General features: G+C 39.3%; 13 protein-coding genes. 7 read left to right on the top strand and 6 right to left on the bottom strand.

Features of this window, described 5'->3' with window-relative positions; all coding sequences use genetic code 11:
• Nucleotides 1-209: 209 nt before the first annotated feature.
• Nucleotides 210-1,538 carry a sigma 54-interacting transcriptional regulator gene (locus tag AC3WR0_RS08110; RefSeq protein ID WP_492551828.1) on the bottom strand — a complete coding sequence of 443 codons (1,329 nt, stop codon included), beginning with the start codon at nt 1,536-1,538 and terminating at the stop codon, nt 210-212.
• Between the two features lie 1,041 nt (nt 1,539-2,579).
• Nucleotides 2,580-3,572 (bottom strand): acyltransferase family protein, encoded by a 993-nt coding sequence (locus tag AC3WR0_RS08105; protein ID WP_492551827.1) that lies wholly within the window; start codon nt 3,570-3,572, stop codon nt 2,580-2,582.
• Nucleotides 3,573-4,118: 546 nt separating this feature from the next.
• Here AC3WR0_RS08105 and AC3WR0_RS08100 point away from each other — a divergent pair.
• The 4 genes from AC3WR0_RS08100 to AC3WR0_RS08085 all read left to right on the top strand — a co-directional run bounded on the left by AC3WR0_RS08100 (nt 4,119) and on the right by AC3WR0_RS08085 (nt 9,239).
• Nucleotides 4,119-6,524, top strand: a complete 2,406-nt coding sequence (locus AC3WR0_RS08100; protein ID WP_492551826.1) for a M14 family metallopeptidase — start codon at nt 4,119-4,121, stop codon at nt 6,522-6,524.
• A 68-nt stretch (nt 6,525-6,592) separates the two neighbouring features.
• A complete protein-coding gene (locus AC3WR0_RS08095) occupies nt 6,593-8,008 on the top strand; it encodes a hypothetical protein (protein ID WP_492551825.1) in 1,416 nt (471 codons plus the stop codon).
• A 519-nt stretch (nt 8,009-8,527) separates the two neighbouring features.
• Nucleotides 8,528-9,010, top strand: coding sequence for a DUF2975 domain-containing protein (locus AC3WR0_RS08090; protein ID WP_492551824.1), 483 nt, complete (start codon nt 8,528-8,530; stop codon nt 9,008-9,010).
• Nucleotides 9,011-9,020: 10 nt separating this feature from the next.
• A complete protein-coding gene (locus AC3WR0_RS08085) occupies nt 9,021-9,239 on the top strand; it encodes a helix-turn-helix domain-containing protein (RefSeq protein WP_251571091.1) in 219 nt (72 codons plus the stop codon).
• Nucleotides 9,240-9,446: 207 nt separating this feature from the next.
• Here AC3WR0_RS08085 and AC3WR0_RS08080 read toward each other — a convergent pair whose 3' ends face one another.
• From AC3WR0_RS08080 to AC3WR0_RS08065, 4 genes are all read right to left on the bottom strand, one after another.
• Complete coding sequence (locus AC3WR0_RS08080) at nt 9,447-11,243, bottom strand: S9 family peptidase (RefSeq protein ID WP_492551823.1); 1,797 nt, start codon at nt 11,241-11,243, stop codon at nt 9,447-9,449.
• A gap of 18 nt (nt 11,244-11,261) precedes the next feature.
• Entirely contained in the window at nt 11,262-12,671 is a 1,410-nt protein-coding gene (locus AC3WR0_RS08075; RefSeq protein WP_492551822.1) for a M20/M25/M40 family metallo-hydrolase, read from the bottom strand.
• Nucleotides 12,672-12,870: 199 nt separating this feature from the next.
• Nucleotides 12,871-14,121: a M20/M25/M40 family metallo-hydrolase gene (locus tag AC3WR0_RS08070; RefSeq protein WP_492551821.1), complete on the bottom strand. Its 1,251-nt coding sequence runs from the start codon at nt 14,119-14,121 to the stop codon at nt 12,871-12,873.
• Nucleotides 14,122-14,398: 277 nt separating this feature from the next.
• The gene (locus AC3WR0_RS08065) at nt 14,399-14,731 is read right to left on the bottom strand and encodes a hypothetical protein (RefSeq protein WP_492551820.1); all 333 of its coding nucleotides are present in this window, start codon (nt 14,729-14,731) and stop codon (nt 14,399-14,401) included.
• A 211-nt stretch (nt 14,732-14,942) separates the two neighbouring features.
• On the opposite strand from AC3WR0_RS08065, the gene AC3WR0_RS08060 reads away from it, so the two are divergent.
• From AC3WR0_RS08060 to AC3WR0_RS08050, 3 genes are all read left to right on the top strand, one after another.
• Nucleotides 14,943-15,176, top strand: a complete 234-nt coding sequence (locus AC3WR0_RS08060) for a hypothetical protein (protein WP_492551819.1) — start codon at nt 14,943-14,945, stop codon at nt 15,174-15,176.
• Complete coding sequence (locus AC3WR0_RS08055; RefSeq protein ID WP_492551818.1) at nt 15,173-15,331, top strand: hypothetical protein; 159 nt, start codon at nt 15,173-15,175, stop codon at nt 15,329-15,331. Before AC3WR0_RS08060 ends, AC3WR0_RS08055 begins: the two co-directional genes overlap by 4 nt.
• A 228-nt stretch (nt 15,332-15,559) precedes the next feature.
• The gene (locus AC3WR0_RS08050; protein ID WP_492551817.1) at nt 15,560-16,405 is read left to right on the top strand and encodes a hydrogenase small subunit; all 846 of its coding nucleotides are present in this window, start codon (nt 15,560-15,562) and stop codon (nt 16,403-16,405) included.
• Nucleotide 16,406 lies beyond the last annotated feature (1 nt).

The following is a 16,406-nucleotide window of genomic DNA, read 5'->3' as shown; positions in this document are numbered from 1 at the left end:
TTTCATTATCTATATCCCTTTTACCTTATTGGAACAGGATTAATTATCATCTCCTCGGTTATTCACTTCTGTATAATTATTATTTATATTTGCATAATTATTATATATTACAATATTGTTAATAGCAATATAAGTATAAATATTCAGATTTTAATTTTTATAAAATTAGAATTTCAAATAAAGATCTTCCCCGGAATTAAAATTCCACCTTAGGTAATTAAATATTTTTTTAATTTACGCACTACTGAAGGCTGGCTGATTCCTAGTGCCTTTGCCATTTCAGTAGTTGTTTTGTACCGTTTTTGGGCACTCATCAAAACCCGCTCTTCTACATTCTCCAAAATTTTCGGGAGGGTGCGCCCCTCCATTTCCAATTGTTCAAAACTTGAAATAGTGCGCCGATATTCGATTGGAAGGTCATCCTTTGTCATGACGGCTGAATCACTTTGGACAATTAGCCTTTCTATGAGGTTTTTAACCTCTAGGTAATTTCCGCTCCATTCCAGCTGAAGCAATTCATGAAATAAATCCTTAGAAAGCTCTTTGGATATCTGATAGAAGGCGCAAAACTTATCTTTATATTTCAAAATAACCTGTGCTAAATCTTCTACTCGCTCCCGTAAAGGCCTTATTTCAATTGGGACGATATGTAGTAAATAAAATAAATCTTCTCTAAATCTTTTTTTTGCCTTTAACTCTTCCAGTCTTAGTTCTGAGGAACTAATAATTCGAAAGTTTTCCTTTTTTTCTCTAAGGGCTTTTAATAATATTGTTTGAGCCCCTAAAGAAAGTTCGTCTATTCCTTGCAAATAGAGAGTTCCGAACTGTGCCATTGGGAGCAGCCCTGTTTTATTTTTGTTTTCTCCTGAACTGCCAAGGAGTTCATATTCAAGAATTGCTTCTGGAATGGTTGCACAATTGACTTCTATGAAAGGACCGTCTGACCAGGAGCTTTTTTTGTGTATCAATTTAGCTAATGAAGATTTTCCAACCCCATTCTCCCCTTGGAGTATGACGGGTACTTGAAGCGGAGCAATTTTATTAATTTTCTCCAGCACCTGTTTCATAGATTTGCTTTCGGCTATCATCCCGTCCAAACTTAATGTTTTACTGCGAAGCAGCTCAAGTTCTTCCTTTACCTTTGATATCTCGCCTTCAAGCTCTTTCAAATGACATTGCAGATCGAGAAGCTCTGAATCCTCATAAGAATAGCTGAGGATAAACTCAACCTCATTATTCTCATTGAATAAAGGTATACCAGTAATAAGTATCTTTCTTCCATCTGATGTCTCCTGAACTATTACAACCTTCTTTTTTTGTTTAATAACCAACGGAGTGATTGCAGGCGAAAAGATTCCCTTTTCTTCTAATGAATAAACAGATTGACCAATCAATTCCGAAGCAGATAATCCATAACGCTGTCCGCTTATATGAGTTGCTTTTAAAATTTTCCCCTCTCTATTCGTTACAATAATGTCTTCATCGTACGAATCTATTATCTCCTCTTCGGTATTTGGCAAGAGATAAAGACCATTCACAGAAATCCTCCTTTAAAATAAAATGTAATCTAAAAATGAATATTATTTATTTTTGTATATTAGACTACCTCAAAAATAAAAAATATTCAATATTATTTTTATTTTCAGTTTTTTAGGCACTTGACAATAATAAGCTTTTTATTAATTTTTTAAGATTTTGATACGCACTCTCTTTTGCCTTCCGCTTACCAGACTTTCTATCATTATTAGCAGTCCTTTAAGCAGGAATGAGAAGAATTTTTCCTACAAAATTATCAGTTAATTCTACAATCTAGAGCCTTTTCTACATTTTTAAGAGCCCTTTCTACAAAAATGGATTCTTCTTCTACAAAATGCTGGGACTATTCTACAAAAATATAAGCTGATTCTACAATCTGGAATCCTTTCTACATTTTTAAGAACCCTTTCTACAAAAATGAATCCTACTTCTACAAAATGAAGAGGCTGTTCTACAAAATTTTCAGCTGATTCTACAACCTAGATTCCTTTCTACATTTTTAAGAGCCCTTTCTACAAAAGTAAATTCTACTTCTACAAAATGATGAGGGTATTCTACAAAAATATCAGCTGATTCTACAATCTGGAATCCTTTCTACATTTTTAGGAGCCCCTTCTAAAAAAATGAATTCTGCTTCTACAAAATGATGAAGCTATTCTACAAAAATGAAGCCTACTTCTACAAAATGAAGAGGCTATTCTACAAAAATAAGAGTTGATCTGCAATATTAGAAAAACTTGGCATTCGCCAAGTCCCTTTGGCGGATGCCCTAGTTTTACTTATCACGCTCAAATCGGCACATCCTCGAAAAAGCTATGCTTTTTCTTCGTGCGAGGCAAAGCTGACGAAGCTTTCCTTGTCCTGTGCCTTTCGCCTGACTAGGACTTCCTCGGAAAAGCAGGAGCTTTTCCTTCGTGCGATGATAATGCTCACGAAGCCTTCCTTATCCTGTCCGTCGTGCGTTCAGAATCTAGGGATATAAATTCTGATTAGCTAAAAAATAAGCCCCTGCCAATAGGCAAGAGCTTATTTTGATTTTAACTTCATAAACGATAATCTAATTCAATTATTGGACGTGTATACTTTTTAATCATATAACTTCCCAAGAATAAGCAGATAGCTAAGGAGAATAGGATTAACATAATATAATGATCGGAAAAATCTCTAAGAGTCTCATCAGAGATGATTTGTTGGATGGATTTAATGATAAATCCATGCATTAGGTAAATATATAGAGTGCGTCCCCCAACAAATGTAAATAGGTTGCCTTTGGTTGGCACAATTGACAAAAAGCCATAGGCAACAAACCCAGTTAATACATATTGTATTGAACGTATAAACCCGCCTGATAAATCCTTTACCCCCATACCAGCATATGAGGTATCCCCCAATAACCATGGTATGGCATCCTTAGGGAAAAAGCTGGCAAGGATCAGTAAAGACAATACAAGTATGCTCACTCCAACAACTGGTGAGAATCGTTTATTTAGAACTGCTCTTAAATGCTTTTGTTCTATTAAAAATCCCAATAGAAAGTATGGAAAAAATACGAGAGTTCTCGATAAGGATAAATAACTTCCTGCGTGATCGAAATAACCAATACCTATCCCGATAGCGACTGCTAAGATAAATCCCTTCCATTTTAATTTTGCAAACACATATAAGAAAAGATTCCAGCAGCACATGCTTAAAAGATACCACAAGGTCCAATGCGGCTTCAGAAAATCGATTCTCAAACTGGATATCTCCCCATCGGCATAATAGAACAGGGAATAAAGTGCTTGGAAAATTAAATAAGGCAAAAGAATTTTCTTAGCTACTTTCATAAAATACCCCTTTTTATTATATCCCTTCGAAAAGTATCCCGAGATAAAGATAAAAGCAGGCATATGAAAAAGAAAGATAAATGAATATAAGCTAAATAGTACATCGTTATTTTCTTTTAAAGGACTGATTACATGTCCAAAAACCACTAAAAAAATTAATATAAATTTAGCATTGTCAAAGTAAAGACTTCTTTTTAAGCTGGAAGCCACTCGAAACACCCCCAACTTATTTTTTAATTAGGCCCAAGTACTACCTTACAAAAAATATGTTACGAAACTATTACCGTTTTATAAAAATCTATAAACAATCAGATTTGTTTTTTCCAATTATCGATTAAAAACCCACCCTTTGTCTGTAAAGGATGGGTTTTCCTATTATTTCTCTTACTCATTGAAAATTCTTATATTTTTTCAACAAAAACCCCTTTAATTCTTGCTATGCCGACAGCGATTTACAACCATTTTCACAGTCTTTTTCATCCTAATTTTTTAAGTTGATATTCTAATATAAAGATTGAATTTATATTGAAAATTTCAAGCCCAAATTTTTCAACTCTCCTAAAACTTTTCTATCAGTAATTTCTACCTATTCTTTTTCATCTCATGAATAATATAAACTCCTTCGGTTTCTGAAGTTTTTGTAGGACGAATTAGGAATGACAATTTAATAATATGACAAAATATTTTGACAATTTATTTTACAATAATCCTGTTTCTTTCTATTAAATAGATAGATTATTTCAGGAGGTGCAAGCTTTGGTTAAATGGAAAAAGCAGAAATGGAAAAGAAATTTAATGATCATGACCGCTATGACTGGTCTAGGTTTTACAGTCCTCTACCCAGGATTCAGTACCCCAACAAGTGCAGTTGGACAACCGGATCTACCACTCCCTAAAGAAGAATCCGCTTCCCTAGTTCAACTCGAAGTACCTAATCAGCAAGCAAAGGACAAGCTCTTGGAATTGGGGATTGACCTTTCCCACCGGGCTGAAGAACATGATGGAATTTGGGATGTCGACGCAGTCGTTACACCATCGGAGATTGAATCGCTAAAGCTTTATGGTGTCAGAGTTAAAGATACCCTGTTTACCGAAAAGGATTGGAATACCAGGACATCTGAAAGACAAACGGCTTTGCAGCAGGAGGCAAGCCTGTCGGCATCAGAGGATTCGGTTAAAATCCTTCGTGCCAATTATTATACTAACCAATCAGATACTTTTCTTTATATTGAGGCAAAATCAAGTGCGGGAGCTGCTGCAAGTACAGCTCTAACAGCAACCTGGACAGAAAATGGAGTTGAAAAATCAGCTACTTTAGACCGTCTGGTTGATGCTGGTGAATACTTATACCACTATTTAGAAGTACCGGTTACCTCCATTCCAGCATCAGTAAAGGTGGAAAGCAATCTTGGCGGGACCGCCTCAAGTCCTGTCTCGGAGTGGCTTGGAGTGGACAAGCCTGGGAATCCGCAGACGCATTATGTCAAAGACTTTGTGGACCATTATATGGATCCAACAGAACTGTATCAAAGAGCAGAGAAACTTGCTAAGGAGTTTCCCGATTTAGTAGAAATCATTGATATGCCGAATAAAACAAATGGATATCGACGGCTCGCGCAGGCTATGTTAGGCGGTACTACAAACTCTTCAGTTGTAGTCTCATCTAAAGCTTGGGGATACCAAGGCGGTAATGACCTTTCTATAGAGTTCAGAAATCCGAATGGTAACAACTCCCCACTTAAAGTAACAATAGAGGGGAAAAAGGTTTTAGTAGATTTAGCTACTGATTCATCAGGTAATGTTTCAAGCACAGCCAGGCAAGTAGTTGATGGTTTAAACAATGAAGCAAGCCAGCTGCTATCTGCTACTACCTATCGCGGGTATACCGGCTCAGGAGTTGTTTCACCTGGAGCAGCTGCTCTGAACGATGGTTTAAAAGCTCCAGCAAACATCTCCCGTGATCCGTTCACAGTAAAAGCTATTAGAATTGGGAAACATCGTGATGGTTCGAAGCCTGGTGTACTCGGTTACGCTCAGGAACATGCACGTGAGTGGGTAACACCTCTGGTAACGATCGAAACAGCCGAACGTCTGCTTCGGAATTATGCCCATGATGGAGAAACGAAGAAGCTTGTTGATAATCTGGATATTTTCCTAGTTCCGTCTACCAATCCTGACGGTGCCACTTACAGCTTTTATGATTACAATATGCAGCGTAAAAATATGACCAATCACTGTGGTCCGGATAAATCAGATCCAGGGTACCGAAATCAATGGGGTGTAGATATTAACAGGAACCATTCAGTAGGTTCTGCTTTTGATGGATTTATCGGTGCGTCAACCACAAACTGCACAAGCACTACCTATGCAGGACCAGCAGAAACCTCAGAGCCGGAAGCGAAAAATATCGTCTGGCTTGCTGATCAATTTTCAAACATTAAGTTTGCCATGAATATTCATAGCTATGGCGGATATTTTATGTGGTCACCAGGAGCTTATGATGCTAACCGTAAAACTTTACCGCGCCCATCTGCAGGAGAAGAATCTTATTACTGGGCCGTCTCTGATATTATGTTAAACAAAATTCAGGACTACCGTGGCACAGTCATTCTTCCAAGCCGTACCGGCCCGGTTCCGGATGTTCTTTATTCTGCTGCAGGCAACTCCGCAGACTACCTATGGTATGAAAAAGGAATTTACGCCTGGGACTTCGAAGTTGGAGCGGATTTATGGAATAAGGATTCAAAAAAATGGCAGGCAGTTGGATTCCAACCGCCATTCTCTGAAGGTCATGAAGAAGCAATGGAGTTTTCGAATGGTTTAATTGGCTTAATTCAGGTAGCCTACAACCATTCAAAAGACCATCAGCCTCCTTCATCAAAAGCAGTTCCTGGAAATGGAAAGTACTCTGGCCCTGTAAATGTTTCATTTGAAACAAGTGAACCAGCTACCATTTACTATACTGTAGATGGCAGCCGCCCTACTTTTGAGTCAGCAAAAATCAACTTAAGCGGAACTCGTGAAACTGCAGAATCGTTAAAGCTTGATAAAACAACAACCCTTAAATGGTTCGCTGTTGACGCTGCCGGAAACATCGAGAAAAACTACAATCCTATTAGCAATGGAGATAACTATAATACTGCTTCGATTACGATTAAATAATTTGGTTAAAAGGGCTGGCCTTTTACAGGTCAGCCTTTTTAAACAACAATTATAAAGGAGGATTAATAATGAAAAAGAAAAAACTATTTCCTGCCATTTTAGCAACCACTTTGTCCCTTGGCGTTGTCACTTCCGCCGCCTTAGCTGATGAGGCATCACCAACAGTACAGACTTCCCTGCTTAATATTAAACCACCTGCATTTTTCATTGGAAATGGACAAGACAAACAAAACTATTATGTTGATAAAACTCAGTTGAATTCAATTACGCCTGTATCAGGATTTGAAGATGCTAAAATTTTCAAAGGGATAAACAACGGTGCTGGGTATTGGATTGAAGTTCCAAAGAACTGGAATGGAAAACTCGTCTTATACGCACATGGTTACCGCGGAGAAGGACCTGCTTTAACTGTTAGCGCTCCCTCATTTCGTACAGAACTCCTTCAGGAAGGATATGCATGGGCTGCATCCAGTTACAGTACAAACAGTTACGATGTGGAATCGGGCGTAAAAGATACACATGCATTGAACGGATTGTTTAGAAAGCTGGTCGGCAACCCTACTCGGACCTACATAATGGGACATTCTATGGGCGGCCATGTAACAGGAGTATACGCTGAACAATATGGGGATGTAGATGCTGCCATGCCAATGTGCGGCGTAATGGGTGATTCAGAGCTCTTTGACTTTTTTACAGATTACGGCCTAGTTGGACAAGCACTAACTGGCACTAATAAGGATCAACAACAGTTTGTAGCTGATGATAATTATTTTAATACCAAGGTTCCTGATATGGAGCAAAAACTTGGAAAGGGTTTAGTGAAAGATCCGTTCACTGGTTCTTATGTCTTTACGTCTCTAACAGATGCAGGACAGAAGCTGGAAAAGGTTACTGAGAATCTTTCAGGTGGAAAACGGCCGTTATTTGACTTCTCCTATAAACATGCCTTTGATGACTTCCTGCTGCAAAGAATGCCTACAAACCCTGCATATAACCAGGCTACCGGTAATGTCATTAACAACACCGATTCTGTTTATCAGCTCGATGATGATCCTGCATTGTCTCCCGAGGAAGTTGCTTTAAACAATAATGTTCTTCGAATTACCAATGATCCAAATGGCCGCCATAATAACGGCCTGGCTGCGATTCCGAAGGTTACAGGCGATCTGAAGGTTCCAACCATGTCCCTCCATACACTAGGTGATCTGTATGTTCCGTTCTCCATGGAAGAAATTTATGCAAAAAGAGCGGCTGAGAAAGGCAAATCCAATTTACTTGTCACTCGTGCTATTCGTGGAATTGGACACTGTGAATTTACCAACCAGGAACAAATCAATGCTTTTAATGACTTAGTAGATTGGTCTGAAAAAGGTAAAAAGCCAGAAGGCGACAATGTCCTTGATCCGAAGGCCGTAGCTGATCCATACTTTGGAACTCGCTTCACCTCACAGCTTCGCCCGTATGATCCTTTGTATAAAAAATAATAGCTATAAAAAGAAGGACTGTCAGAAATTAACGGGTTATCTTTGTGCAAAGTCAATTTCACAATACATTTTTACCGTGAATTCACACAGGAATTCACGGTTTTTATTTCCTTGATATTACTACACTCGATGATGCTTTTATTAAAATTCAATCATGATTTCACATACCAATTCTCGAATATGGAAATAATTATTGTACAGTGCGAATTTAAAGGTGAATTATCATGTGATTTTTACTGTGAATTACGAAGGATATTATTCATTTTAAGTAGGTTCTGTTATCTTTCGTTGTTGATTTACTTTATTAAACTATTTGGAAGTTTTGTTGAACAAGTTGTAAATTTAACATTTTAAAGTAAAAGCATTTCTTTGTAATGAGAAATGCTTTTTGTTTTTATCAAAATTAAAAGGATATTTTAATAACAATAATAATATAATAAAAAACAATACTAATTTATTGTAAAACAATAAATTAAGTGATAAAGTCAAAACTGACATTAAATAAGTGAGGTGCACTTTATGAAACGAGGAACAACACTCTTTTTGAAAATGTCTGTTATTCTTATTGGTATCCCGATTCTCGCATTGTGCATATTTTTAGTGCCTAAGATTGGGAATTTTGCTGGAGAATTGTATCCAAATGTGGGTTATATGAAATCTCTCGTTTTAATCGATATGTACGCAGCAGCGATTCCTTTTTACTTTGCTCTGTATCAGGCTTTTAAACTTTTAAGCTATATTGATAAGAACCAAGCGTTCTCGGAATTATCGGTAAAAGCTTTAAAGAATATAAAATACTGTGCCATCACAATCAGTACCTTGTATCTGCTAGGTATGCCGCTCTACTATCTCATGGGGAAGAAAGTTGACCCTCCAAGTTTCATACCAATCGGATTGGTCATTATTTTCGCCTCGATGGTTATCGCCGTTTTTGCTGCTGTGCTCCAACGGCTTCTAAAAGAAGCGATTAACATAAAATCAGAAAATGATTTGACGGTCTGAGGTGGAGGATATGGCAATTATTATTAATATTGATGTGATGTTAGCAAAACGAAAAATGAGCGTAACGGAGCTTTCGGAGAGGGTTGGAATTACTATGGCGAATCTTTCCATTCTGAAAAATGGAAAAGCAAAAGCGGTTCGTTTTTCAACATTAGAGGCGATATGTAAGACTTTGGATTGTCAGCCAGGTGATATTTTGGAGTACAAAAGCGACGAAGACACTCCATAAAAATAGACAACAAATTTATTTAATTAAAGGTAGTCAATAGAGAATTTAAGGGATAGCCATTAAGCTATCCCTTCTTTGCGTTTATTGATGTTATTTAATCAAAGAATTCCATTGATATTAGTGACAAAAAATATGATGCGATTTGCAATGTTTGCACCTCAAAAGGGAACCCGTTAGTCAGAAATGACGTCCTCCTTTTTCACACCATTATTTGATTGCTGCTGTCTTCCCAATATGCTCATCGAGAAATTCAGCAACTTCAGTATAGGCGGTAATATTGTTTTTGAGTTTTACAAAGAAATGTCCTTCGTCCTCAAAGCGGAGATAATGGACAGGATGATTGCGATCCTTTAATTCCTTTACCATCTGCTCGGTTTCTTCAATCGGCACACGCGGGTCATTCGCACCGTGGAGCATCATGACAGGACATTCTATATCCTTCGTCCGGTGAATAGGATCAATTTCATCAAAGAAATCCCCGTCGTTTTCGATGCTGCCGTATTCCGCTTCCCTCAGCTTGCGGCGCCAAACACTGGTGTTTTCCAGGAAGGTTTTAAAGCTTGATATTCCGACAATATCAATAGCTGCTGCCCATAGCTTCGGATAATGTGTGATAGCTGCCAAAACCATGAATCCTCCATAACTGCGTCCCATAACGGCAATTTTGTCAGGATCGGCATTGCCCTCTTCTTTTAACCAATCTACAAGAGAAGTCAAATCTCTAACAGAGTCCATTCTTTTTCTTGCATCATCCAGATGAGTAAAGCTTTTTCCATAGCCTGTACTTCCCCTCACATTCGGAGTGCAAACGGCATAACCGCGGCTGAGGAAATATTGCAGAAATGGATTGTAAACAGCACGGATTTGCGATTCTGGACCCCCATGGACAAAAACGACTACAGGAAGTTTCCCTGAAGCATCTTTTGGTTTGTAATAAAAGGCAGGAATCTCCAGGCCATCAAACGATTTAAATGAAATCAACTCTGGTTCAACAAGCTGCCCTTCAACAACCGGCAGATTTGACACATACGTCAGCCGCTTGGTTTGTTTGGATTCCACATCCAGTTCCCAAATATCTGAAGGCTGAATAGCACTATTGAATACATAGGCCAGTTTTTTGCTGTCATGCGAAAATGCCAATTCTTGAATAACCCCGATTGGCGTCTTCCATGAACTAAAGGAGTTCTCTTCTATATGATATAGAACTCCCTTTGAAGTCCCACCTGCATTCACCGTATAGGCTAACTGCTTTTTATCTCCGCTCATTACCAGGCCTTCAAGATCCCATTCTCTCCGGTCAAGCCATTTTATTTCCTTTGTTCTTATATTAAGAACGGCAAGTCCTGTTAACTCTCGATCCTTATTGGTTAAAAAATAAAGATGGCTGCCATCCTGGCTAAACACCGGATCTTCAAATTTTGCTTCCTCTTCATGAGATGTCAGCCAGGAAACCTCTCCAGAAGAGATTTCCAATAATCCTAAATCATTATCAAGATTAGAATTTACTTTTTCAATCAATAGCGAGCGTCCTTCTGGGGACCACTTCACTGCGTGATACATACCATCCCCTTGAAAAACCTCCCTGATTTCAAGTGTTTCAAGGTTTTGAACATAAATATCAAAATGAGCAGCCTTACGTCGATTGCTCGCCCAGGAAATCCACTTTCCATCAGGAGAATTGCCGCCATACTGGTGAATATGGTCTAACGAATCAGTGAGCGGCTGCAGGCTTCCATCGTCCTGCAATAGGAACAGCTGCTGTTTCTCATTAACGCCGACGTCCATTCCAATTATTCTTTTTGACGTGCCAGCGATATAGCTGACAAACATAATTCTTTCTGCAGTAAATGAATTTTGTGAAGGCCAGCCTCCGTTTAAGTTCAGCTCCCAAACCTGCGGCAGGCCTGTATAATTAGTAACAAAACTAATTTTGCTGCCATCCGGATGGTAAACTGGATTACTGGCCGTCCGTACATGCAAAAACGGCTGAATACCGATGCCCATGTCCTTCCCCCTCTTCTGTTAAGCCTCTATATTTACAGTCTTTGGCTCCAGAGCTGCTGGCAATCCTAACAGCATATATGCCATATGAACAATTCCCTGTTCAAAATCCTGAAGGCGGATTGATTCATTAGGGGCATGCGCTTTTGATTGCACCCAGCCTACACCTGTGCTGACAACCGGAAGCTGAAGCTGCTCACCAAAAATGTACATTGGGCCTGTTCCTGCGGAGTTTGGCGCCAATACGCTTCCTGCCTCGTACACTTCATTTGCTGTAGCAATTACGTGTTTAATGAATGGATGATTAAAATCGGATCGGTAAGCCTTCTGGCCATTTAACGAGGTTACCTTAACATCATTAAAACCATGCTTTTCCAAGTGTTTTTCAACACATTCTAAAATATAGTCTGGATCCTGCCCAGGAACTAATCGGCAATCCACCTTGGCTCTGGCGTTTTTAGGAAGAACGGTTTTAGAGCCTTCACCTGTATAGCCGCTGACGATTCCGCAGATGGTCATGGTTGGTTCAAAAACCATCGCTTCCCGCGGGTCTTTTCCTTTTGCAGCCGTAATGAGAGGACGCTTCAAACCATAAAGCCTGCTTACTCCCTTTTCATCGAAAGGAAGGGCATGTACCGCTTCTAACTCTCCCTCTGTTGGCGGGATGATTCCATCATAAAAACCTTCTACTAAAATTTCATTTTGTTGATTTTTCATAGTGGCAAGGGCCTGTACAAGCCTCCATGCTGCGTTATCCACATAGGCTCCGACTGAGGAATGCATGTCGATATCTGCACCTGTACAGCTTAGCTCCAGGTAAGCCATCCCTTTTATTCCGGCTACCATACTAATTCTTTCTTCTTCATCCTTGCCGCCGAATTCCCAGATACAGGCGTCGGCTGCAAATAAATCTTTATATTTAACCAGATAAGGCTCCAGATTTGGGCTTCCGATTTCTTCTTCGCCTTCAATCATGAACTTAATATTGCATGGCAGTCCCCCTGCCGCCTTTTGCAGGACCTTAATCGCAGTCAAACGGGCAACGAGGTCGCCCTTGTTGTCTGAAACCCCTCTTGCAAAAAGAATGCCATTTTCGACAACCGGATTGAACGGCTCTGAATTCCATTCGTCCAGCGGTTCTGGGGGCTGAACATCATAGTGGTTATAAAACAATAATGTCTTACCATTATCACCCTGTTCTCCAGCTGCAAAAAAGGCATAAACGACCGGGTTTCCTCCCAAATCATCTAGGACTTGCGCCTCTCCACCAGCATCCTGAATCATTTTAACTACATACTTAACTGTTTCAGGAATAGCAGAATTTTGAGCAGAGATAGTTGGAAGTCTTAAATATTCCTTTAAAGTTTCTACTGAATCAAATACTAACTCTTTCGTTTGCTGTTTTAATTCTTCTAATTGCGGCTTAGTCATAGGACTGCCCCCTTTTAAATTTAATATATTAATATTTCGATAGACGAAGGATAACTCCTTCTTTTTTTCAAAATATTCTATAAAAAACTTATTTTTTGACAATCGCTAACTGCGCATGCTTTTCGATCCAATCAACATAGACAAAAATCAACAATATTCTTTAATACAAAAAAGAGACAGGAACCTGTCTCCCGGAAATTTATTTTTTTGTTAAAAGGGATTCACTTAAATTTTCTACCCCTGCCAAACCCAGCATGGTTAAAAAGATTTTTTGAACTCCATAAAAGGCATCGGTTGGATCGTAAAATTCTTCAAGCGTATGGCATCCGCCAAACTTCCCTCCACCGCCAAGGGTCACAGCTGGAATGCCTAGGCTGATTGGAACATTTGAATCGGTGCTGCTCGGTTCATCCAATATGGCCTCAAAGCCCAATGTTTCTGCAGACGCAAGGGCTGCCTGCACGATTACACTGTCCTCGGGCTGAGAGCCAGCAGGTCTGTCACCTACCAGTTTAATATCTACTTGAATATCATTTGTTTCCCATCGTTTATTTTCATCGTCAGCAGCCATTTTTAAAATATTCATCACTTTATCTTCTAAATCTTTTAAAGCATCTGGCGAGACGGACCGCATATCGATCAGCATTTCCGCTTTTGCCGAAATCGTATTGACAGATGTTCCCCCATTGATCGTTCCAACATTAAAGGTTGTTTTCGGCTCTTTCGGGGTTTGGATGTCACTTATTTTTGCAATCGCCCTTCCCAAAGCATGGATAGCGCTTGGCTTTCCAAAGTCTCCAAAACTATGCCCGCCCGTTCCGGTATAGGTAACATGATACCTGCGGCTTCCTGTTGCAAGATAGGTAATGCGTTCAGGACTTCCAGGCTCGATCGAAATAAATCCATCTATATCCTTTCTGTTTTCAAAAAGTGCCTTGACGCCATTTAAATCCCCTAATCCCTCTTCACCAACGGTTGCTCCGAAAATAATATCTCCAGTTGTTTTTATATTCGCTTTTTCTATTGCCCTTAACAGAGTAAGTACGGAAGAAAGCCCTCTGCCATCATCGGCGATTCCTGGTGCATAAATCCTGCCATCCCTCAGTTTCGCTTTTACATCCGTACTCCCGGGGAAAACAGTATCTAGATGCCCAGCAACCACCAGCTTTGGTCCATTCCCTGTTCCGGGTCTCACTCCAAACACGTTCCCCTGGCTGTCTATATGTACATTTTTAAGGCCGTATTCTATTAATCTTCTTTGATACTCTAAACCGCGCTCCTGCTCCTGAAACGTTGGTGCCGGTATTTCTGTTAAAGCGATTTGCTCCTGGGTAGTATAATCGTTATCCTCTTCCAAAAAATCAAGCCCTGCTTTTACTTTTGGATCTTTACTCAAAACTTCAATTACTGATTTACTATTATCACAGATTACCTTCGATTCATATGCCATATATAATTCCCCCAGTAAAAAGAGTTTCTTTTTATATATTCTATCAATTCTTAAAATTCCACAAGTATATCGCTCTATAAAAAAAACCCCCTTTCGTAATGAAAGAGGGTACAGTCAATTTATCTCATTGTTTTATAGATAAGTGGGCTTCCTCCACCAATTAGATTAGATGCCTTTGTAGCAGCATCTGCATTGTGAGTAGCACTAATTTAGACCTAATCCAAGCTTGTTCAATACACGTGACTTATTAACTATTAATCGAGTAGACTATTCATTACTATTTTCCAAACGTTTTTTGAATAACCTCATAATCGATCGTATACCATTTGGTTTTATCCATTTTGTAAGGGTTAAAATTATTTGTAATCACTACTCCCTCCTTTTGCAATGAAAGCATAGTCCGTTTGATTGTACTTTCCGACAAGAATGGAAAATAAACCTTCCAATCCTTATATGTATTATAAATCCACTTTTTGCCTTCAATCACATTTGAGCTTTTTTCCAATAAAGAATGAAGCTGCTGCAAAATAATTGCCTCATTTATTCCATACTTTTTTGCCAGTGAAGGTAATAGTAATAAAGCCTCTTCTTTCATAAGTAATTCTGCCATTTTGAACCGCTCCTTTTAATTTTTTGAAAGGGCCGTGCCGCCATCTTGAATGGTCCAGCCCTTTCAACTTCTATATACAAAAAAACCGGTAAAAAGGTCAGGGTGAATTAAAAAAAGTATTATTTTTGTAAAACTTAAGGATGCCTTTTAAAAAGAAAAGCAATACACTGTAGCTGAAGCAATTATTATATTAAATCAGGAAGATGATGGAATGATCTATGACCTGGTACTTTTACATCCTCCCACTGTATATGATTTTAGGAAAGAGATGCTATTCACTGGTCCAATCAGCGATGTCGTCCCTTCATCCCCTGTCTTTGAAATGTACCCCATTGGATTGACAAGCATTGGCGACTATCTTGAAAGGTATGGGCTTAAAGTTAAGATTATTAACATCGCCAACCGGATGCTATTAGACCCTGACTTTGATGCCGAGAAAAAATGAAGAAAATCAAGGCCAAAGCAATCGGTATAGACCTTCACTGGCTACCCCACGCTCACGGCAGTATTGAACTTGCCAAAATCGTAAAAAAATATAATCCCGACATCCCTGTTCTTTTTGGCGGTTTGAGACTTCCTGGACCGAATCGAAGCAATTAATGTCCTGCCGCTCATGGATCAGATCATAGAGCTGGAAAAGATTAAAGAAGAAGTTGAAGAAATAAACCGCCACAGCGTCTTGAAGTTTCTGTTTCAGAACAAAGAAAGCAAACATGACACTTCTGTGAAACCTTCTGATTCAGTCTTTCCGGCCAGCTCCCTTAAACCTATAATAAAAATAAGATACTATGTGAAATATTTGAGCATATATAAGGGGAGATCTTGACCATGGTCCAATATAACTGGTTAGAAGCCATTCATGTAACAGAAGAAATGTTAACTCTTACAGATAAACGTTTGCCTGTGGTTTGGATAAGTGCGCTTGATTGTACCGGATGCAAAGAAGCTTTTACCCGTTCTTTCGAGCCATCATCCCTTGATACACTGCTGAATTTTATTTCTCTTGAATACAGTGAATTATTATCCGCAGCCAGCGGTTATCAGGTGGAAGAACATAAGGAAAGCATTTTTGAAGAATATAAAGGGCAATATGTTCTTGCGGTAGAAGGTGGAATTCCAGGCAGTGATGAATTCTTAATGATTGCTGGGAAATCGGTCCGGGAAGAAATTATCCATGCAGCAAAAAATGCAAAAGCCGTTATTGCTTTTGGCAGCTGTTCCGCCTGGGGAGGTATTGCAGCAGCTGGTATTAATCCGACCCATTCCGTAGATATTCGAGAGCTTATTCCAGAGGAAATTCCTGTCGCGTTAGTTCCCGGCTGCCCGCCTATTCCTGAAGTGATGATCGGCACCCTGCTCCACGTACACTTTCATGGAAAATTGCCGGAACTGGATAAAAAGCTCCGTCCAAAACTGTTCTATCAAACTACCGTCCATATGACCTGCCACCGAAAACCATTCTTTGACCAAAAGCTTTTTGCCGAGTCTTATGACGACGAGGGTGCCAGAAAAGGATATTGTTTGTTTAAATTGGGCTGTAAAGGTCCAACCGCCTTTAACTCCTGTGAATCACTCGGCCAGGACCGATGTATATCTGCCGGATTCACATGTATCGGCTGCTCAGAAAAAGGATTTTGGGATAAAGGAACATTCTGCGGGAAAAAGAAAAGATAAT

The sequence above is a fragment of the Neobacillus sp. FW104-15D2 genome (genome assembly GCF_058790155.1).
This window is presented reverse-complemented; position numbering and strand designations above follow the sequence as displayed.